This is a genomic window from Verrucomicrobiia bacterium (assembly GCA_023953615.1).
Lineage (GTDB): Bacteria > Verrucomicrobiota > Verrucomicrobiia > Limisphaerales > JADLHS01 > JADLHS01.
On the sequence record JAMLJH010000001.1, the window covers coordinates 853,840 to 874,042 of the forward strand.

The window sequence follows — 20,203 nt, forward strand, 5'->3', positions numbered from 1 at the left end:
TGGCAGTAGGGCGGCCCCAAACGAGCTTGAGCCAGAAGGAAGTTCGTAAAGTATGAGTGACCGCACCGCCACCTCGATCGGCGTTCCTTCACTGTTCACCATTCCGACCGGCAAGACGGATTGCGCGTATCGAGCCGATAAACTGACCCCGGAGCAGTTTTAACCGGGCGTTGTTTTCCACCAACATCCACCGACATCCCTATTGCCAAGTTCACAGGGCGTCCATATAGTCGCTCCATGAAAGCCAATGATCGTCCCTGCCCGGTTTCGGAGGCGTTTACGTTGATCGAATTACTGGTCGTAATTGCGATCATCGCGATTCTGGCGGCGATGCTGCTGCCGGCCTTGAGCAAGGCCAAAACCCGGGCCGTGCGCGTCCAGTGTTTGAGCAATTTGAAGCAATGGGGCGTGGCGCTAAACGCCTACGCGGCAGACTATAAAAACGCGTTTCCCGACAATCGCGGCGGTCACGATCTCAGTTGGATGGCCCCCAACCTGAACGACTTCTACAAAAATTATTTACTGCCGAACCATCGCGGGACGGCGGTCAATCAACGGACGCGCAATGATGTTTTATATTGCCCGACCGATGACTGGCATCGCATTGCGGAAACCGGGATCACTTCGGACAACGCGCAGCAGTTGATTGGCTATTTCTATCTGCCCGGCCGCGAGAACAACGCGGGCAATAGCTGGCCCTATAATTCCGCCGGACTGGCGGAGTGGCATTTCAAGAAACAATTTGGCGGCGCGCAACGGCACGCTCCCATCATGAGCGACCGCTTGCAGGCGGTGGGCACCTGGAATTTGGCCGCCAATCGCGGCGCGTTGACCTGGTCTTCGAGTTATGACGGCAAGACTTACCTGACCGCCAGCCATCGCGGCAATGGTGGTGTGCCCGATGGCGGAAATTTTCTTTTCGAGGATGGTCATGTCCATTGGTACCGGTTCGACGTCAGTAACCCAAGAGCCACGGTGGATTACGGCTCCGGAGGTCTGGGTTGGTCGCTCTTCTATCGCCCGTCGGGAATCACTACGAATATGTAAAGTCCGGCCTAACGGTGAGGCGCAGGCAACTCACGACCGCGAAGCGCCAGAACTTGAGAGGTTGTTCAATCCGGACGCTGCGGCGATCCGCTTGTTTTTTACAGTCAGGGCCGTGTTGACCCGCGCGTTTACTTGCCGGGTTGCGTGCAGAGTTCAACCATGTGCCCGTCCGGATCGGTGACGAAAATTTGCCACGCTCCGTCCGGCCGTTGTTTGGGTGGTAGAAACTCCGCACCTACCTGAATCAGGTGTTGGTGCCAGGCGGCAACGTCATCAACCCGCAACGCGAAATGGTTGCTGCGCTTGCCTGAGATGCTGGGTTCGCGACGGCCACCGATTAGATGTAATTCCTGCGTCGCACCCAGACGGAACCACGCGCCCGGAAAATCAAAAGCCGGTCGGGGCAGCGGACTGAGCTTCAGGGCGCGCAGATAAAATTCACAACTGCGTTCCACATCCAGGACGAACAAGGCCACATGGTTGAGTTCAACAATTTGCATTCAGCGAATGGGCGGATTCAACCGCGCGCGAACCATCACGTTTTGCGCCAGGCGCGACACCGCTTACACCTGCTTGGACGACTTGCCTTTTGGTCGCGCGCCGTTGTGATGAGCCGCTGGCCGCGATCCGCAACGTCACGCGCGCGAACGGTCAAAGCGTAGTGGCAAAAATGTGTCGGGTAAAATCTGTTTTTCGGTGCGGTTCATCAGCGCGGTAAAATCACGGCTCGCCAGACGAAAGCGAATTTTCTACGCTCTCGCGCATGATTGCGCTGCCGCACCCCGAAGTCATCCTCACCCACGAAAGCGATCTCGACGGACTGGTCGCCGGGGTGTTGTTGCAGCGCCTGGCCCGACGCCTGTTTAATGCCGAGGTGCCGTTGGAGGCGTATCACTATAATTTTTGGATCAAGCGCGATCTGCGGGAAGCGTCCGCCTGGGTGGCGGACCACACGTTTGATTCGCGGCTGGACAAGCCGAACTGGCTCATCGTGGATCATCACCTAACCGACGCCGTGGCGCAGCGGGCCACGTTGGTGCATGACATCGGCAAGTCCGCCAGCCGACTGGTTTATGAGTTGTGCTGTCAGCATGGACTGCAATCTCCGGAGCTAGATCGGCTCGTGCATCTGAGCGACGTCGCCGACCTGTTCCTGGAGGCGGATCCGGATTTTGTGGTGGCGGGCGATTATGCCAGTCTCGTGAAGGTTTATGGGTTTTGGAACCTGCACGCCCTGATTGATGGCCAGCTCGAGCGGTTGCTGGATCATCCTCTTTTGGAAGTGATGGAAACCAAACGCCGGGTCGAGGACCCGATTGGCTTGGAATGGAGCAAACGCCACATCACCGAGTTGAGCGCCACGGTGGGTTACATGGATACCGTGGTGGGCAGCAGCAATAAAATTGTTCACCAGCTGCTCGAGAGTGGTGCGGTGAAATATCCCGTGCTGGTGACGCTGTTTCGCCGGGGCACGAATGTGATTGCCAGCTTTCGCAGTCGGAATGGCGAGGCGATCAAAGTGGCGGAGAAGTTGCAGGGCGGCGGGCATGCGAACGCCAGCGGCGCCTTGTTGCCGCGCTCCATTCGCAACATTCCCGAGGCGGTGGATTACCTGCGCCACCTCTTGAATCCCCAAACGGAGACGCACGCTAACTTGAACAGCCTGGAAAGCTTGTTCGCGGCGATTGAGAAGAAGTAACCAGAGGCCAGTTACTCACGCTCAACAGCATCTACTGGTCAAGGCTGAGAAACCCACGCCCACGCCGCGCGCTGAATTCCATCGTCGCGCCACAGTCCCAATCAGTTCAGTTGCCTTGAATCCATTGCTCGTAAACGCGGGCGCCGAAATATTCGTAATCGCGGTTTTCCAGCGGCGTGCCAGTCAGCAGTGCGTGAATAAACCCATTACGATCCACTTGAACGGTGTGGAGGATTTTTTTCTCGGGATTTTCCTTCAGGAAGAATTGAATCCGGCCATTTGCGGCAAGGTGCGTCTGCAAGCCCGCATCATTGGTATTGCTGGTGAAAGAAAATTCACGACTCAAGTCCGCCAGCATCGCGTGGCTGCGCCCCCAGGTACCGCCGCGTTCACTCACAAAGGTTTTGCCGTTCAACAACGCAATCGAATCGTGGTAGGCCAACACGCTGAGGTGATGGTGGGAATTGGCGCGCAACCACCGGGACAGCTTGGCCAGATGGTTCGTGGTTTCGTAGGCGTAATTGCTGTCCAGAAAAGCGATGCGCTCCACATCATTGGGAATTTCCGGCAGCGCGTTGAGATAGCCAAACGTCAGACTGCCGCCGCCGCTGTGCCCCGTTAATACGAGGCGCTGCGGATAGGCGGCAAAAATATCGCGCACCACATTGATCAGCGCTGGAATGTCCGCATCGCCATGCTGACGACGCCAGGCGGGCCAGCTTTTCAGCGAGTTTTCCAGGTAGGCAACAACCAGGGTTTGGTTCGTTTGCCGTTGGCGAAGCCAGCGCGTCTGTGCGCCGATCTGCTGTATGTCGAAGCGCCAATCGTCACCAGGTTGCACCCGCTTGCCGATGGTCCATTCAATCGTGTTGCCGTTGGGCACGGCAAAAATGATCAGTTCAACCGGCTGGTTGGGGGCAAAACTTTCCAGTGCCGGCGCGTTGATGACCATGCGCACTCCTTCCGGCAAATGCAGCTCGCGCGTCAATTCGCCAAAGGCTTCACCAACACGAAAACCTTCCGGCCAACGCGCTTGGGGCGACGCGCCCGCCGCGACGCCAGTTACCGGCGTCGGGTAACGCGGCGACAACATTACCCCTTCATCGCTCAGCAGCGGACAAAGATTCGTCGCCGCGAGAACCGCCGCGATGTTGGTTCGTTGGCCGTTGAGTTGAACCGCTTGCGCTACCAGTCGAACGCCATGACTGTAATCCACCCAGGCCGCGGTGTGTCCGAGGAAAAGAGGTTGGATGATCGAACCGTCCAGCCGTGGCCAACCGTAGATCGCCACTTTGTTGGTGACGGACGCGAGCCGCGTCGAGATCACCACGTCCTTTTTGGCGCCGACGGTCAAAGCGCCGAGCGGGTGTTGGGCCAGTTCTTCAGCCCGCTGGGCGCGCACCAAATCATTATGCTGGATAAAAACGGCGGGCGTCGTCATCCGCGAATCGGGCGGCAGAGGTTGCGGCGCCAGGCGCACGGTGGCATTGGCAAAAATGGCGTCCGCCATTTTTCGCGTTGGCAGGATGCAACCGGCGCGATCAGCAATGTCCTGCGCCGTCGCCGGCGTCATGGGCATCAGCAGATAATCATCATTGCGACCAAGAGCGAGGTAATCCGGGGTGGCGTAGAAAGTCAGTGTATTCGTGCGACCGGAATCGTAGTGGGTCACGGTGACGGGACTTAATTGACGCAGGAAATCGGGCACGTTGCCGGAGAGGATTTGGGCGCGAACGAAAGCTTCCCGCGCTTCGAGATTGGTCGAGAGCAGAGTGGCGTTGGTGAGCAGTTGACTCGCCGTCAACGCGGTGGCGGGACGAGGTGGAAGCGTGAGCGTTTGCGCGAGCGACGTAAAGTGAAGCAAATGGCCGATGAGCAACAAGCCCGGAAGCCAGCGCCGGCGGACTTTGATCCGTGACGCGATGGTCGCCCGGCTGAGGGTTGACGTCAGTGGAACGGAGCTTGTCCAGAGCGGCGCCGCGCAAATAGTTCGATGGGAATCCACAAATCAATTGGTTTCACGATGACGGGACTGGCGTTTCGGCCCGGCAGGCCGCACCGGTGCCGTCCGCCTGGGCGCGTCAGGAATGAGGGCCGCGAGAAAGCCGGGTTTGTTCTGACGGCCACCGCGTTGGTAATCGCGCCACAAGACTTCAGCCACTTGTTGCGCGTCGAGTTGATGCGTGGTGGTGAGGTATTCCAGCAACAGTTCCATCAAACGGGACAAGGCGATGCTATCGGTGCGTTGGGTGCGGGAGAACAGCCAGTCGCTCCAGTCGAGAAAGGCCCGGAACGGCGAGGGTTTCCCCGACCAAAGCAACGGCGTGGTTTCAATGAAGTTGCCGCTGTTGCCCACGAGGTCCCAGTACTTGGCAAAGCGGCGCAGGCGTTGCATGGTGGCAAAATCAATCAGCTTGGTTTGCAGAATTTCATACGGTGGTTGCGGATGATAAATCATTTCCCACTTGGCGTCGTGCCGGGCAATGGGCGTGCCGCGCAGGCGTTTGAGGATGCCGACCTGAATCTCCTGGGGTCGCAAAGCCACGAGTTTGTCGAATCCGTCGCCGAAGCTGTTCAGGTCTTCGCCCGGCAATCCGGCAATCAAATCGGCATGCACATGCACGCCCGTGTGTTTGCGCAACCACGTCAGATTATCCTCCAGCTTCGCGTAATTTTGCCGGCGACTGATCAATTGCGCGACAGCCGGGTTAAAGGTTTGAATGCCGACTTCAAACTGCATGGCGGCGGGAGGAAACTTCGCGATGGTATCCCGCAATCCTTCCGGCAAACGGTCGGGAATCATCTCAAAGTGATAGAAGTTACCGGGCTGATGGCGCTCGTGAAAAAATTCGAGAATGGCGCGGCTGATCTTCAGATTCAGACTGAAGGTGCGATCCACAAACTTGAATTGGCGCGCGCCCCGGTCGAGGAGTTTTTGCATCTCGCCGAGGAAGCGTTCGAGATCAACGGCGCGAACCGGCACGTCCAGCGAGGACAGACAAAACTCGCACGAGAACGGGCAGCCGCGCCAGGCCTCGACGTAGAGCACGCGGTGCGCAATGTCCTGCGCGTTGTAAAGCGCGTAAGGCAGGATAATTTCGGAGAAATTGGGTGGCGTCGCTGGAATCACCCTGGGCAACGATACGGCGTTGTTTGCCGCGCGATCACCGGCGGCGGGAGGCTCGATGGCGCCGGCCGGCGGTGGGGTCAACAATTGCCGGCAAACCTCGGCAAATTTCAAATCCGCTTCACCGGTGATGACGTGGTCCGCCAGTTGCACGATGTCCTGTTGCTCGGTTTCGTAACTCACTTCAGGACCGCCGAGGATGACGATGATGTCCGGCCGCACGCGTTTGATGACGGTGAGGACCTTGGCCGTTTCCGTGGTGTTCCAAACGTAAACGCCGAAGCCGATGATTTTGGGATTTTGGGCGAGCAACACTTCCGCCACGTCCAGCAGCCGCTGGTTGATGTCAAACTCGATCAGCGCCGCGCGTGCTTGCAGTTCGCCGAGGTTGGCAAACAAATAGCGCAGGCCAAATGACGCATGAATGAACTTGGCATTCAGCGTGGTAAGAATGATGTCCGGCATCGGCGGCAACGTAACAAAAGCGGCGGCGATCGGAAAGCCAAGAGACGAATTCCCTGCCGGGGTTGACCGCAGACGGCAGCCAACAATGGATCAACCCCAACCCAGTAATCTACCGCCTTGATACGTGATGAAAGCCAACGTCCAAGCCAGCACGCCCATGTACGCCCATTGGAACGCCGGCCACTTCCAGGAGTTGGTTTCGCGATGCACAATCGCCACGGTGCTCGCGCATTGCAGGGCGAAAACGTAAAACACCATGAGCGTGACCGCGACGAGCGTGGTGTAAACCGGCTGCCCGTCAGGCCGTTTCTGCTCGCGCAACGTCTGCTCCAAGGTTTTCATGCCTGCGTCCGAATCACCGGCATCGCTCAGGTTGTAAACCGTGGACATCGTGCTGACAAAAACTTCGCGCGCCGCAAAGGAGGAAATGATGCCGATGCCAATTTTCCAGTCGAAGCCCAGCGGCGTCAAAATCGGCTCGATGGCGCGGCCCATCCGGCCCGCGAAACTGTGGCGCAGGCTTTGGCCAAACGCCGCCTGATCCACGGCGGCCAACTGTTCCTCCATGGCGACGTTCTGATTGGCCAGGCTGCCCGGTCCCGTGGCCAGGGTCACGGCGTTGAATGAATTGGTGATGGCGGCGCGTTGCGCGGCGAATTGTGCGTCCAGGTTGTCGCTCTTGGGATACGTCGCCAGAAACCAAAGCACGATGCTGACGCCCAGAATCACGGTGCCGGCCCGGGTGAGAAACAGTTTGGAACGATCCCAAATGTGTTGCAGCACCACCCGAAGGAGCGGGCGTTTGTACGGCGGCAACTCCATGATGAGCATCGGGGTTTCGCTCTTGAGCAGGGTTTTCTTGAAAACCCAGGCCATCAGCAGGGCCACAATAATTCCCAGTAAATACATGGCCAGCATCGTCAAACCGCGCAGCCCCAGAAAACCGAAGAGATTGAATTGAGCGAAGCCGAGATTGAGGCGGTAATTCAAATCACCCAACACGCGATCCGGAATGGTGGCGCCGATCAACAGCGTGTAAATTGGCAGCCGCGCCGAACAACTCATCAAGGGAGCGACCAAAATGGTGACGAGCCGGTCTTTCGGACTTTCAATGGTTCGCGTGGCCATGATCCCCGGAATGGCGCAGGCGAAGGAGCTTAACATGGGAATAAAACTTTTCCCGTGCAACCCCACCCGGCTCATCAGCCGATCCATCAGAAACGCCGCGCGCGCCATGTAGCCCGTGTCCTCCAACAATCCGATGAAGGTAAACAACATCAGAATCTGCGGCAGAAACACCACCACGCTGCCGACCCCGGCGATCACGCCGTTCACCAGCAAGTCCCGCAAATCCCCCGGCGGCAGCACGTTTCCCACTTGATCTCCCATCCAGGTCATGCCGCCTTCCAGCCAGCGCATGGGGTAATCCGCAAACGTAAAAATGCACTGGAAGATCACGAACATCAGCGCCAGAAAAATCAGGCTGCCCCAGATTTTATGGGTGATGATGCGATCCGCCTTGTCGCTGAAAGTTTCGCCGGGCGGGGCCAGTTCGCTGGTGACGGCTTGCTGAATTTCCGCCACACGAGCGTAGCGCCACTCGATGGGCGCGCCGCGCCAATCCACCTTGGCGGCTTCCAGACGTTGCCGCGCCGCCGTCACGGCGGACTGAATCTCCGGCGGATAATGCGTGCGGCTCGAAGCCACGGCATTTTCATTACTGAGAATCAACAACGCTTCCGCCGTGGCCTGCCGGGGACGATTCTGAAAGGTCGTGGCCAGCAGCCCGGCCAGACCGGTGGCTTCAATCCGGAACAAACCGGGCAGTTGACAAAACAACCGGGGTTGGCGGACGGGCGGGTTGGCAATCAGTTCGACAATTTTTTCGCGTAACTCCGCTACGCCCCGACCCGTGCTCGCCACGATTGGCAAAACGGGCGCTTCGAGACATTGGGCGAGTTGGTTGGCATCAACAACCTGCCCCAACTCTTCCGCCACGTCGGTCATGTTCAACGCGATGATGGTCGGATACCCCAGCTCAATCACTTGGGTGGCGTAGTAGAGATTGCGCTGCAGATTTGCCGCGTCCACCACCACAACGACCAGTTGCGGTTGCGGCACTTCCTTCAACCGGCCGAGCAGCACATCCCGCGAGACCTGCTCATCCATGGAGTTGGGACTGAGGCTGTAAGTGCCGGGCAGATCGAGAATCCGAATTTCCCGGTCGGACGGCCCGTGCTTTAACCGGCCTTCCTTGCGTTCAACCGTCACGCCCGCGTAATTGCCCACCTTGGCGCGCAAGCCGGTGAGCCGGTTGAACAACGTCGTCTTGCCGGAATTGGGATTACCGGTCAGCGCGACGTAGGGAACGGACGTCGGGTTGGCCGGGGCGCTGGACGTGGGATTGACCGGGTCAGGACTGGACTGTGGCGATGGTTCGATCACTTGTTCTCTCGCCGGCAGTTTAATGAATTTCTGCCGCGGTTGGATTGCCGAAATTTGTCATTCTTTATCGGTCACTTGCCGGGACGCGGAAAAAGAGCGGCGAACTCCGGGGAGGACACGGCGTTTTGCGTCACGCCGCGCCGGTGACCAAAATTTGTTCTGCTTCATGCTTGCGGAGGGTGAGATTGTAACCGCGCACCTTGATCTCAACGGGATCGCCCAAGGGCGCAAAGCGGACCAGCTCGACTTTCGTTCCCACCAACAATCCCATTTCCATCAAACGCGGTCGCTGCGCGGCGGGCAACTGGATTTCGACGACTGTGGCCGTGGCGCCCAAGGCGACGGTGGTGAGGGGTTGCGAAGCGGCGGGCATGAAGCGGGCGACCGAGACGTTAAACTGGTTCGACCAAAATCGCCGCCGCCAGTGCCGGGCTGAGGGCGATTCGCGTGTTGCACACCTGACAAATCAAGCTGGGATGCTGGCTGACCAGTCGGATCTGTTGGTGTTCGCCCAACCCGAGTTCCCGCAACCGATCAATCACCGAAGGCTGCGCCAAGTGTCGCTTGATACAGACCACCGTTCCGGCGTTCACCGCCGAAAGCGGGCACATGCCGGTGATTTCGCAACACTCCAACGGAGTGTCTGGGGCGGTGGACGGAGCGTTCTTTTTCAAGCGGCGATAGCATAGAGTCGGGCCACCGTCTCGGCAAGTTGGATTTGCGTTGTCGGTCCGCTCCCGGCAAGCTGGCTTCCACCATGTATCGGGGAAAAAAAGTCGTCGTGGTGATGCCCGCCTACAACGCCGCCAAGACCCTGCGCCAGACCTACGCGGAGGTGCGGGAACAGGAATTTGTGGACCAGATTATTCTGGTGGATGATCGGAGTCATGACGAAACCGTGGCGTTGGCGCTCACCCTGCCGGGCGTGCAGGTTTACGAGCATGAGAAAAACATCGGTTATGGAGGTAATCAAAAAACCTGTTACCGGCTGGCCTTGGCGGCGGGAGCGGACATTGTGGTAATGCTGCATCCGGACTACCAATACACGCCGTTGCTGCTGCCCGCGATGGTTTCCATGATTGCCAACAGAGTGCATCCCTGCGTGCTGGCGAGCCGGATTCTGGGCGGTTACGCGCTCAAAGGTGGGATGCCGGTTTGGAAATACGTGTCGAATCGCTGGCTCACGCTTGTGGAAAATCTGCTGATCGGCGCCAAGCTGTCCGAGTATCACACCGGTTATCGTGCCTTCTCGCGCGAGGTGTTGGAGACGCTCGATTTGAGCGGCAATTCCAACGATTTTGTTTTTGATAACGAAATGCTGGCGCAAATCGTCTGGCACGGATTCTCGATCGGCGAGGTCAGTTGCCCGACGAAATACTTTGCCGACGCTTCCTCGATCAACTTCCGGCGCAGCGTGAAGTACGGTTTTGGCTGTCTCGCCACCGGGCTGCGCTTCCGGTTGAGCCGGATGGGATTGATCAAATCGCGATTATTTTTTCCTCGCCGGGAACGCCGCGAAGAAGCGTAGAAACCGCGTCCGGGTCTGCGCCCGGAAAGGGAGGTGGCCCGTGGATTTATTTCGCGCGATTGAACGCGAGCGTGAGGCGGGATTTTTTGCGGTTGGCCGCGTTGCGCGTCAGCACTTTGGATTTTACGGCCTTATCAATCACCGACAACACCTCGGGGAGGTGCTTGGCGGCCTCATCTTTTTTACCGGAGGCCAGCGTTGCCCGAAGCCCTTTCTCCGACCGGCGCACCCGGGAAATGACGGAGCGGTTATGTAATTCCTTGCGCGCACTGCTGCGCATGCGTTTTTCGGCTGACTTGGTATTCGGCATAAAATCGTCTCTAACTCTATTAAAAGGCTGTCACGGTAGCGAAATACCGCTCGCTGTCAATGCTGAAGCAAGCAGCCTGGGCGAGAAGAGAAAATTCGGTCGGCCTCCGCCTTCCCATCCGCTTTCCGATTCACGATGGACAACCTCAACGCCACTGGCTACGGTTCAATCCAATGAAAGCCATCGGACTGCGAAATTCTCGAGACGGTCTGACCACCGCCTGCGTTTCGCAGCGCACTTAAATTTTTGCCATGATCAATATAGATGTATTCGACATCGCTGTTTTGGGAATGATCTGTTGCCTGATCGGGGTCGGATTCTTATTTCGAAATCTGTCGGGCGTTCGCCTGGCCGTCTTGATAATTCTCTTCGGTATTAACTTTGGTTGCCGCCGACCAGAACGGACAGATTGGCCGTTTCATCCAAGCCCAAGGTGGCGCCGCCGTCCTCGGCGGTGGCCGTTCGTGCCCTCCCGAATGACATCCAGTTCTAATACTTCACGAGGGAAGGACGGCCTCCTGACCACCGTTTTCAGGTGGAGAAAACGAGAAAGTTTAGAGTCGCCAGCGCGACGCGGACCGCGCAAAGTATCGGCGTGCCCGTGAAATTCATCCGGCATTGGTTGATGCCAGTAGTTGTCATGTTTTCGATTGCTCATGCAAAGCCGGAGTTGTCGGCGGATCAAGCCGCCCAAGTGGACGCCATCTTTGCGCCGTTTAATCAGGCGGACGGTCCGGGCGCCAGTGTGGGAATCATTCGCGCGGGGCGGATGGTTTTCGCCAAGGGTTATGGTCTGGCGGATTTGACATCGCGCACGCCCAACACGCCCGAGACCAACTTCCGCCTCGCTTCGGTCAGCAAACAATTCACGGCGCTGTCCGTGCTGATTTTGCGCGAGCGCGGCAAGTTGACGCTTGAAGAAACGCTGCCCGCTTTTTTCCCGGAGTTCCCCGCGTTTGGCCAGACGATCACCGTGCGCCAACTGTTGACGCACAGCTCGGGATTGTTGGATTACGAAGATCTGATCCCGCCGGGCACGACGCTGCCGGTGCTGGATCAGGATGTCTTGCGCCTCATCATTCAAGATGGGCGGACAAATCGCGCGCCGACCTATTTTCCGCCCGGAACGCAATACCGCTACAGCAACACGGCGTATTCGCTATTGGCGTTGATCGTGCAGGCGCGGTCGGGGCAGACGTTCGCGCGGTTTCTACGCGATAACATTTTTCAACCCTTGGGCATGAGCAACACCTTGGCCTACGAAGCCGGCAGTTCACGCGTGTTGCATCGCGCTTTTGGCCATGGACGTCGTGCCGGCGGCTGGGAACGCACGGATCAAAGCCTGAGCAGTTCGGTGTTGGGCGATGGCGGCATTTATTCCTCGCTCCAGGACTTGTTCCAATGGGATCAGGCGCTTTATACAACCAAGCTGGTCAGCGCCGCCACGCGCGAGGAAGCGTTCGCGCCACATATCGCCACGGACAAACCGGGCAAGAGTTACGGGTATGGCTGGTATTTGACGGAATACCGCGGCAGCAAACAAATCTGGCATAGCGGCGAGACCATTGGTTTTCGCACGCGCCTGATGCGGATGCCGGAACAGCAATTGACCGTGATTATTTTAAGCAACCGTTCGGATCAACCCCTCGAGCCATATGCCAACCGGGTCATTGACCTGATGTGGCCAAACCTTTGAAAGGATGGAGTGTCAAAGCGGATGAACAGCATTAAATCAAGCCTCTTTACCAAGGATTAACTCATGAAAAATCTCATTATCGGAATCTTGCTGATCGCCTGTCTCGCATCGGTGGGGATGCTATATCAGGCGCGGCGTCAGACCGGTCACTTGGAAGCCCGGCTGATCGAATTGCAACACGAAGTGGACGCCGCCCAAGCGACGGCAGCCGAGGCGGAAACGCAGCGCCACCGGCTAAGCGAGGCCTTGGAGACGGCGCAACAGGAGTCGCTGGCCAATGCCAGCACGGCCGCGCAGTTGATGCGGCAATTGACCAATCGGACGGAGATTGAAACCGCAGCGACGGAAGCGTCGGCCTCGCAGTCCACCAACCAATTCGCCAGCGCGATTGGGGACATGTTGAAAAATCCGGAGATGCGCGATTTGATCAGGAGTCAGCAAAAGGCAGTCATGGGTGGCATGGTGGACAAGAGCTACGCGGAATTTTTCAAGAGCATGAACCTGACTCCAGAGCAGACCGCCACGTTGAAAGACTTGATCATGAATAAAATGCTGGCGGGAGCGGATCTGGGCATGCAGGCGATCAGCGGAGAAATGACGTCGGAGGAACGCGCCGAACTGACCAAGCGCATCCGGGAAGACCACGCCGCAGTGGACGAACAAATCAAGGCGTTGCTGGGCGACGATAATTACGCGGTCTTTCAGGATTACGAAAAATCCATTCCGGATCGCATGGCCGTGGATCAGTTCAAGGCGCAGTTGGGCGATGCGCAGGCGCTGAATTCCGGGCAGGAACAACTGTTGATCGCGGCCTTGACCGAGGAGCGACGCAACTTCCATTTCACGACGGATTTCAGCAATCAAAATGATTATTCCGACGACGCCTTCTCCAGGTTCAATGAAGCAAATGTGGATCAGTATTTCCTGGAGCTGGACCAGCTCAATCAACGCTACCTGGAACGCGCGCAAAGCATCCTTTCCCCCGCGCAGTACGAGGCCTACACCAGTTCGCTCAAGTCGCAGCAGGACATGATGCGTATAGGGATGAAAATGGCCGCCCAAATGTTCGGCAAGAAGCCGTGAGGGCAGGTTTGACCTAAATCGAACGAAACCACTGCGAACGCCCGCGCCAAGACTGCACGAATCAACCGACGCTTCATCTTTCCGCTCTACCTCTCGCGCGGCGGAAGCAACCCGGCCCGATAGTTAAACCGGTCGTTCGGGGCCGCATCGCCGTTAAGCGTGAAGTCGGTCCAATCACCAACCCGCACGCAATTATCGGCCCACTTGAAATCCAGCGTGGCGGGCGGCGACTTCAAACCCAGCGCCGACCATGGAATCGCCAGTTCCATTTCATTCCCAGCCAGACGCCATTGAACAGTGCCGGCGGCGGCCCAGTTAAAAGCATTACCGACATGGCGCGCCAATGAACCGGGAGCGGCATGGTTGATGACGAAATCATAACCGAGCCAGCCCGTCCGCGAATTGGCGTCCACGTCCAGCCACAGCAGCATCCAGTTCGTGCCTTGCGGGGCGGTGATCGGCTCACGCGTACGCACATAAAACCAGGCGGTTTTTTCGTCCCAACTGATTTTGGCCGCCACCAGATCGTTCCGCCCGGTGTCGTTGCGATACGTGACCTGGGGGTCCCAACCGCGATGATTTCGTTGAACCGGATCGCCAATGGTATCGCGAAACTCCGGTCGCACATCACGCCAATCATCAAACCGTCCATCCACGGTAATCGGCTGCGGCAGGACCGGCGGCAGCGGGCGAGCGCCCTTGTATTGCCGCACGTAACTCACCAACTGGTAATAGTAATCATCACCGTGCCCCCCACACATCGGCTCGATGTCGCGACTGTGCTCCTGATCAAATTGGTCCACAAACATCACCGGCAGTTTCACCCGATTAAATTCGGCGAAACGGCCCATGATCCACTCGTTCCAGCCCGTCACAAAAATAAACCGCGGATCTTCCCGCAAAGCGCGTTGCCATTGTTCGGTCACGTTCAGGCCCAGGCGGACCGCGTCCGACCGCGAGTCGGTGGCCCCTTGATGAAAGCTGCGGCCGAGGGCGCCCGGTTCGCTCATCGAACCCAGCCGTCCGTCCACGGCGTTTTGCGCGACGCCAACGGACATTTGTTCTTTCTGGCCCGCGACATTGGTGAACGTGTGTTGCGGATAGACTTCGAGCCAGCTCCACATGTTCGGCTTGGTCTGGCCTCGGAAATAATCCGGCTGTGGCGCGCGGAAGGTGAAAAATTCCCGGATCGCCTGCGTTTCGACATCCGTGAATGAAAGCCGCAGCGTTCGATCGCCGGAGACCGCCGCGCCATCGGCAAACGCGGTGCCGCGCGAAAACTTGTCCTCGGTATGACTCCACCAACCGACAAGTCCTGCGGGGTCGGAAGCTTCCAGAAAATAGTTTCCAGGCGGGAGCGGCGACTTGAGGGACAAGGTCAGCCAGGTATTGTCACCCACATTTTGGAAGCGTTCAGAAGCGAGCGCGGCACCGGTCGGACCGTTGGAACGCACGGTCAGCGTCACCGCGCCAGTGGTCGTATGCCAGGTGGCGAATCGCGCACTCACGGCGAGCAACGCGCGCTCCGTGGTGAATGATTGGCCCAGGGTATGATCGGCCAACAATTCGGCGGGCGTATTCTGACGTCCGTTTTCCTCGCCGGTGAACAAAAGGTCCGGATCAGCCAGGATCAACGGGCGGCCCTCCCAACGAAACCACAGTTCCGGATGCAAGCCCGGTTGATAAAGATCGTGCCAAAGTTCTTTCACCACTTTTGAAGGACTCCAGAACGGCGCAAGAAAAGCCACCTGCGGCGTGCGATTCCCCAATCGCCGCGCCTCCGCCCACACGCGCAACAACGCGCGATACCAATCGCGATAAGTGATTTGATTGGTGACATCAAAAATCACCACGTCCACGCCCGCATCGGAGAGCATTTGAGCGTGCTTGCGCAAAACGCTCTCGTCATCGGTGAGATAGTAATTGAAGAGCGATTCACCCCAATGATGCGGCACATGCAGCGGCCCCCACAACGGACTGTCCGGTTTTTGCATAGCGTCCGGATCCGTGGCGAGAATTTTCGTTACATCGAACGGTCCGCCTTGGATGTGTTCCCCGAGCCAGAGAAAGTAGAAAATGCCAACCGTGCGGTCCGCTCGCGGGGCGGAAACCTGGGGATAAATCGGCACGACGCGCCCCAGGTCGTCCGTCGCCACCCAGGTATCAGCGTAGTTGTCCCAGACTGGTTGAGCGACTCCGGTCCCTGCGGCAAACCATCCGACCGCCAGTGTAATGGCACCGAGAAGGTGCCGATTTGGAAATTGCACAGACCTTTAATAATACAACGGCTCGCGAGGTCAATCGTCTAACGTCGCCCAAAGCACTTCGTACGGTTGCAAGCGGCGAGTGGGAACGGGACCGGGAACGTTGGCTAAAATGACGGATTCAGCGCTGACGTTGTGCAAACACCAAACGGCGCGAACGCCATCCGCGGATTTTCGTTTCACGGCAAACACGTGCGGGTCCAAATCGAGAACTTCCTGTCGGGCAGCCGGCGCGAAGGCAGAGTGGGCGCGTCGCTGGCGAAGCAACTCGCGCATCCCGCTGAACACGCGCGATCGCAAGGCAGCGGGTTGCTGTAATTCAGTTTCCAGTTCCGCCCGGGACAATTTCTGCCGGTTGATGCGCCGGGGAATCCCGCTGGATGTTGCGCCCGCCTGATCATTGCGCGAGCCGAACAACGAGTGAAAATAGATTCCCGGCACGCCCGCCAGCGCAAACATGATGGCGTGCGCCGCGAGAAAGCGTTTGACCTGAACCTCCAGCGGTTCGGCCGCGACGGGATTGGAAAGCGCATCGAAAAAATTAATGTTCAGTTCGTACGGACTTTCCGAGCCATCCGGATTTTTCTTGTAAGAAACGTAGCCACCATGCGCCTTCACCCGGGCCACCAAGGCATCCAGTTCAGTCGCGCTCAAAATGCCGCGGGCGGGATTCAAGCCAATGCCGTCATGCGAAGCGAGAAAGTTGAAAAAGGTCGTTTGCGGCGAGGGGGTCGTCAAAGTGGCTGCCCAAGCGGATAGTTTTTCAGCGTTGCCCGCGGCCAGCGTGTGCAAGACCAACGGCGGCAGCGCAAAATTGTAAACCAGTTGGGCTTCGTTCGTGCCATCGCCAAAATAGGAGATGTTATCCGCGTGCGGCACGTTGGTTTCGGTGATCAGCCGCACTTCAGGCGCCACCGCGTCCAGCCCCGCGCGCATGAGTTGAATGAGTTGATGCGTCTGCGGCAGGTGCAGACAGGTCGTGCCGATTTCTTTCCAGAGAAATGCGATGGCATCCAGGCGAACGAACTTTGCCCCGTGTCGCACGTAGAACAACAAAGCGCGCAGCGCCGCCAGCAACACCTGTGGATTGCGGAAATTCAAATCCGCTTGATCCGCACTGAAGGTGGTCCAGATTTTTTCCACGCCGCGCGCCGTCTGAAATTCCGTGAGCAGGGGCGAAACGCGGGGGCGGATGACCTTGGACAAATCAGGATCGCCAGCGACCGCGATGAAGAAGTCGCGATACTCGGGCACATCGGCTTTGAATTTTTCGAACCAATCCCCCTGAACCGACAGGTGATTGAATACCGCATCAAACATCAGCGCAAACTCGGGTTGGAACGACTGGAGGTCCTCCCAGCTTCCATATTCCGGCGCTACGGCAAAAAAATCTTTCACCGAAAATCCGTCATCCGAAGACCACGGATAAAACGGCAACAAATGCACGCCACTGACCACGCCGGTCAAATGTCGCCGCGCGAAATCCGCCAGAGTCGCCAGCGGTTTTCGGTTCGGTTCACGCACCTGATCGGCATAAGTGATCAGCAACACATCGCGCTCGGTCAGCTCGGTCGCCCGCGCTCCGTGTGCGGGCCGGGGAAAAGTCGTCAAAAGTTCCGTCAGCGCTTCGCGGAGTGACGCGCTCGCGGCGGCGCCGTAAATCTCGGTTAGCAAAAGAACAATGCGCTCATTCATGAGTATGCTGCGCTAAGGGAAGCACGAATTACTGGCTGAGAAAAGCCTGACGAGTTGTTCCTCGTGCATTTCCGAATACGGCCACCCTTCCCGTGGAAGTTTTTCACTCAGACAAAATATCAATTGGATCGGCTAGTTTGCTTGGCAGGCGGACCATTATCGCGTAAATTTTCAGTGGTCCGGGTGGACCTGGAGTGTTGAGGATTCGACGAATAATAACCGCCGTTACGGACGGCTCAAACCGAGGAAAAAATATGGCTACCAATACAGAAGCTCTGGAACAAAGTGTCGAGATCACGCCGCGCGAACGCGTGCTGGCAGATTTGAAGGTGCTGACCCGTGACGCGGAAGATTTGCTGAAGGCCACCGTGGGCGATGTGAGCGAAAAAGCCAAGGAAGCGCGCACACGGATGACAGCAGCGCTCGAACGCGCCAAAACAACCTGCTCCCAGCTCCAGGAACGAACCGGCGATACCGCTCGGGCAGCCGCCAGGAAAGCGGATAGCATGATCCGTGAACATCCCTATGAATCCATTGGGATCGCGTTCGGCGTGGGGCTGTTGCTCGGCGCGCTGTTGGCCCGCAAATAATCCGCATGGCTGACGAAACGTCCAATCCGTTCGAATGGCGCGAGTCACTGCGCCGGATCGGTGATTCACTGCAGGTGCTCGTGCGCAACCGGCTCGAGTTATTTGCGGTCGAATGGCAGGAGGAAAAACTGCGGCTGATCCGACTGCTGTGCTGGCTGGTGCTGGCGGGCGTCATTGGCAGCGCGGGCGTGTTGATCGCGCTCGGCGCGCTGGCTTGCTGGCTGTGGAGTCGGACCGGGTACCTCGGAGTCATCGGCCTGGTGCTGCTTTGTCTGGCGGCCACCGCCGTGATTCTCTGGAAACTGACGCAACAGTTGCGCTCGGACGCCGTGCCCTTTGCCCACACCGTTGAGGAATTTCGCAAGGACAACTCATGTCTGAAAAATCGCGATTAACGGAACTGGCGGAACACCGCAAGTTGCTGCTCTTGGAAGCGGACTTGCATCGCAGCGTGCTTACGCTCGAATTGGAAAAGCTGCGCACCGCCCTCTCGGAATTATCCGCCGCGCGCCAGCGAGTCACGCACAGCCCGTGGATGGTGGCGGGGGGCGCCGTGGCGGGATTGATGACCCTCCGCTACTGGCGGAAATTCAAACAGTGGGCGCCGGTTGCGGTTTCGACATTTCGCTGGATCAAATCCTTAAAGCAACGATAAGGCTCGCTGCTGACATTCCAAATCGTGAAACGCGTGCCGACGGAGTTGTGTAACCCGGATTAACCCCGTCGCTCACGAGGCCGATTTTTGCCGGAATTATTCCCCACTAAGCTGTCTCCTTGAGCATCGTGAAAGCGAGACGACACCAATGGGGTGCTTGCGTTCACCGGGTTTTCTGACAAGATTGCGGATGGTCGCAGAGGTGATCCCCGCGACCGATAGGACCGATAGGAAAACCATGGCACAAAGCACAAACACCCTGACGTCAGCGCTCGATACTGGCGTTTATTTGGAAAAGTTCAGTTTTTTAGAGCAAAACACGCCGCAACCTGAATGGCTGATGCCCATTCGCAAAGCCGGCATGACTCGCTTCGGTGAAATCGGGTTGCCCACTTTGAAACATGAAGACTGGCGGTTTACCAATGTTGCCGCGATTGCCCAGTTGCCGTTTAAGCCGGCGTTCAAGGCGACAGAAGCGGTGCCGACGGACGCGTTGGGGCAGCTCGCCTTTGCGCAACAATCCGGAACGCGGTTGGTTTTCGTCAATGGCCATTTCGATCCGAAACTTTCCTCGCTCAAGAATCTGCCGGAAGGGGTGAAAGTGAGCAGTCTGGCCGCCGCCATCGCCGCGAAGGAGGCGTTTCTGCAACCGCACCTCGGCAAGTATGCGGCCGACGCGGACAACGGTTTTACCGCGCTGAATCAGGCGTTCTTTTTGGACGGGGGCTTCATCCACGTGCCGGCGGGAAAGATCATTCCCGATCCCATTCAATTCATTTACGTCTGCACGACGCACGAGAGCGGCACGACCATTCATCCGCGGAACCTGATCATCGCCGAGGCCAACAGTCAGGTGACGGTGTTGGAAAGTTACGTGGCGCTGGGGGGGTCAGGTTACTTCACCAACGCGGTCACGGAACTGTTCGTTGGCGAAAACGCGCAGGTCGAGTTTGTAAAATTTCAGGATGAAGCCGAGGACGCGTATCACATTGCGGCGTTCCACGGTGAATTTGGCCGCGCCTCGCAGGTGAATGTACATTCCTTTGCATTGGGCGCAAAGCTTTCACGGAATGACATCCGCACCAAGCTGGCGGGGGAAGGCTTGGAGTGCGTGCTGAACGGGCTGTATCTGACGCGGCACGAGCAACTCGCCGACCATCACATGGTGGTGGAACACGCCCAGCCCAATTGCGCCAGCCACGAATACTTCAACGGCATCCTGGACGACAAATCGCGCGGAGTGTTTCACGGTCGCATCCTGGTTCGCCAAGCCGCGCAAAAAACCGACGCCAAGCAGACCAATAAAAATCTGCTGCTGTCCGACGACGCGGGCGCCAATACCAAACCGCAGTTGGAAATTTATGCCGACGACGTGAAATGTACCCACGGCGCCACGATCGGTCAGTTGAGCGAGAAAAGCATCTTCTATCTCCGGACGCGGGGCATTGGTTTGGAAACCGCCAAACGCATGTTGATTCACGCTTTCGCCGGGGAAATCATCGAGCGCATCAAACACGAAGCCGCGCGCGAGGAACTGGACAAGATCGTCTGGGATCGCTTGGAAGAAAATCCGCGGCTGGCGGAAAAATAATTATTGGT

At 57.8% G+C, this 20,203-nt stretch carries 18 protein-coding genes; 9 read left to right on the plus strand and 9 right to left on the minus strand.

Annotated features, from left to right (window positions below; all coding sequences use genetic code 11):
• Nucleotides 1-237: 237 nt before the first annotated feature.
• On the plus strand, nucleotides 238-1,047 hold the full coding sequence (locus M9920_03345; GenBank protein MCO5051317.1) for a DUF1559 domain-containing protein: 810 nt from the start codon (nucleotides 238-240) through the stop codon (nucleotides 1,045-1,047).
• Between the two features lie 128 nt (nucleotides 1,048-1,175).
• On the opposite strand, the gene M9920_03350 is transcribed toward M9920_03345, so the two are convergent.
• Nucleotides 1,176-1,547: a VOC family protein gene (locus tag M9920_03350; protein ID MCO5051318.1), complete on the minus strand. Its 372-nt coding sequence runs from the start codon at nucleotides 1,545-1,547 to the stop codon at nucleotides 1,176-1,178.
• A 263-nt stretch (nucleotides 1,548-1,810) separates the two neighbouring features.
• Here M9920_03350 and M9920_03355 point away from each other — a divergent pair, with 263 nt between their 5' ends.
• Nucleotides 1,811-2,746 carry a DHH family phosphoesterase gene (locus M9920_03355; GenBank protein MCO5051319.1) on the plus strand — a complete coding sequence of 312 codons (936 nt, stop codon included), beginning with the start codon at nucleotides 1,811-1,813 and terminating at the stop codon, nucleotides 2,744-2,746.
• 106 nt (nucleotides 2,747-2,852) lie between these two features.
• On the opposite strand, the gene M9920_03360 is transcribed toward M9920_03355, so the two are convergent.
• The 5 genes from M9920_03360 to M9920_03380 all read right to left on the minus strand — a co-directional run bounded on the left by M9920_03360 (nucleotide 2,853) and on the right by M9920_03380 (nucleotide 9,457).
• On the minus strand, nucleotides 2,853-4,751 hold the full coding sequence (locus M9920_03360; GenBank protein MCO5051320.1) for a hypothetical protein: 1,899 nt from the start codon (nucleotides 4,749-4,751) through the stop codon (nucleotides 2,853-2,855).
• 3 nt (nucleotides 4,752-4,754) lie between these two features.
• Nucleotides 4,755-6,338 (minus strand): B12-binding domain-containing radical SAM protein, encoded by a 1,584-nt coding sequence (locus tag M9920_03365; GenBank protein ID MCO5051321.1) that lies wholly within the window; start codon nucleotides 6,336-6,338, stop codon nucleotides 4,755-4,757.
• Between the two features lie 90 nt (nucleotides 6,339-6,428).
• Nucleotides 6,429-8,783: a ferrous iron transport protein B gene (gene feoB, locus M9920_03370; protein MCO5051322.1), complete on the minus strand. Its 2,355-nt coding sequence runs from the start codon at nucleotides 8,781-8,783 to the stop codon at nucleotides 6,429-6,431.
• A 130-nt stretch (nucleotides 8,784-8,913) separates the two neighbouring features.
• Nucleotides 8,914-9,156, minus strand: a complete 243-nt coding sequence (locus tag M9920_03375; protein ID MCO5051323.1) for a ferrous iron transport protein A — start codon at nucleotides 9,154-9,156, stop codon at nucleotides 8,914-8,916.
• 19 nt (nucleotides 9,157-9,175) lie between these two features.
• Nucleotides 9,176-9,457, minus strand: a complete 282-nt coding sequence (locus tag M9920_03380) for a ferrous iron transport protein A (protein ID MCO5051324.1) — start codon at nucleotides 9,455-9,457, stop codon at nucleotides 9,176-9,178.
• A gap of 83 nt (nucleotides 9,458-9,540) precedes the next feature.
• Here M9920_03380 and M9920_03385 point away from each other — a divergent pair, with 83 nt between their 5' ends.
• Entirely contained in the window at nucleotides 9,541-10,311 is a 771-nt protein-coding gene (locus tag M9920_03385) for a glycosyltransferase family 2 protein (protein ID MCO5051325.1), read from the plus strand.
• Nucleotides 10,312-10,357: 46 nt separating this feature from the next.
• On the opposite strand, the gene rpsT is transcribed toward M9920_03385, so the two are convergent.
• The gene (gene rpsT / locus M9920_03390) at nucleotides 10,358-10,621 is read right to left on the minus strand and encodes a 30S ribosomal protein S20 (GenBank protein MCO5051326.1); all 264 of its coding nucleotides are present in this window, start codon (nucleotides 10,619-10,621) and stop codon (nucleotides 10,358-10,360) included.
• A 640-nt stretch (nucleotides 10,622-11,261) separates the two neighbouring features.
• Here rpsT and M9920_03395 point away from each other — a divergent pair.
• Together M9920_03395 and M9920_03400 are read left to right on the plus strand one after the other, a co-directional pair.
• Entirely contained in the window at nucleotides 11,262-12,317 is a 1,056-nt protein-coding gene (locus M9920_03395; GenBank protein MCO5051327.1) for a beta-lactamase family protein, read from the plus strand.
• 63 nt (nucleotides 12,318-12,380) lie between these two features.
• The gene (locus M9920_03400) at nucleotides 12,381-13,400 is read left to right on the plus strand and encodes a hypothetical protein (protein ID MCO5051328.1); all 1,020 of its coding nucleotides are present in this window, start codon (nucleotides 12,381-12,383) and stop codon (nucleotides 13,398-13,400) included.
• 86 nt (nucleotides 13,401-13,486) lie between these two features.
• Here the strand turns inward: M9920_03400 and M9920_03405 are convergent, their stop codons facing one another.
• Both M9920_03405 and M9920_03410 read right to left on the minus strand, forming a co-directional pair.
• Complete coding sequence (locus M9920_03405) at nucleotides 13,487-15,667, minus strand: hypothetical protein (GenBank protein MCO5051329.1); 2,181 nt, start codon at nucleotides 15,665-15,667, stop codon at nucleotides 13,487-13,489.
• A 30-nt stretch (nucleotides 15,668-15,697) separates the two neighbouring features.
• Nucleotides 15,698-17,359, minus strand: a complete 1,662-nt coding sequence (locus M9920_03410) for a sugar phosphorylase (protein MCO5051330.1) — start codon at nucleotides 17,357-17,359, stop codon at nucleotides 15,698-15,700.
• 254 nt (nucleotides 17,360-17,613) lie between these two features.
• On the opposite strand from M9920_03410, the gene M9920_03415 reads away from it, so the two are divergent.
• The 4 genes from M9920_03415 to sufD all read left to right on the plus strand — a co-directional run bounded on the left by M9920_03415 (nucleotide 17,614) and on the right by sufD (nucleotide 20,195).
• Nucleotides 17,614-17,949 (plus strand): DUF883 family protein, encoded by a 336-nt coding sequence (locus M9920_03415; protein ID MCO5051331.1) that lies wholly within the window; start codon nucleotides 17,614-17,616, stop codon nucleotides 17,947-17,949.
• Between the two features lie 5 nt (nucleotides 17,950-17,954).
• Entirely contained in the window at nucleotides 17,955-18,344 is a 390-nt protein-coding gene (locus M9920_03420; GenBank protein ID MCO5051332.1) for a phage holin family protein, read from the plus strand.
• Entirely contained in the window at nucleotides 18,323-18,604 is a 282-nt protein-coding gene (locus M9920_03425; protein ID MCO5051333.1) for a hypothetical protein, read from the plus strand. Before M9920_03420 ends, M9920_03425 begins: the two co-directional genes overlap by 22 nt.
• A gap of 238 nt (nucleotides 18,605-18,842) precedes the next feature.
• Nucleotides 18,843-20,195, plus strand: a complete 1,353-nt coding sequence (sufD, locus tag M9920_03430) for a Fe-S cluster assembly protein SufD (protein ID MCO5051334.1) — start codon at nucleotides 18,843-18,845, stop codon at nucleotides 20,193-20,195.
• The last annotated feature ends 8 nt before the right edge of the window (nucleotides 20,196-20,203 follow it).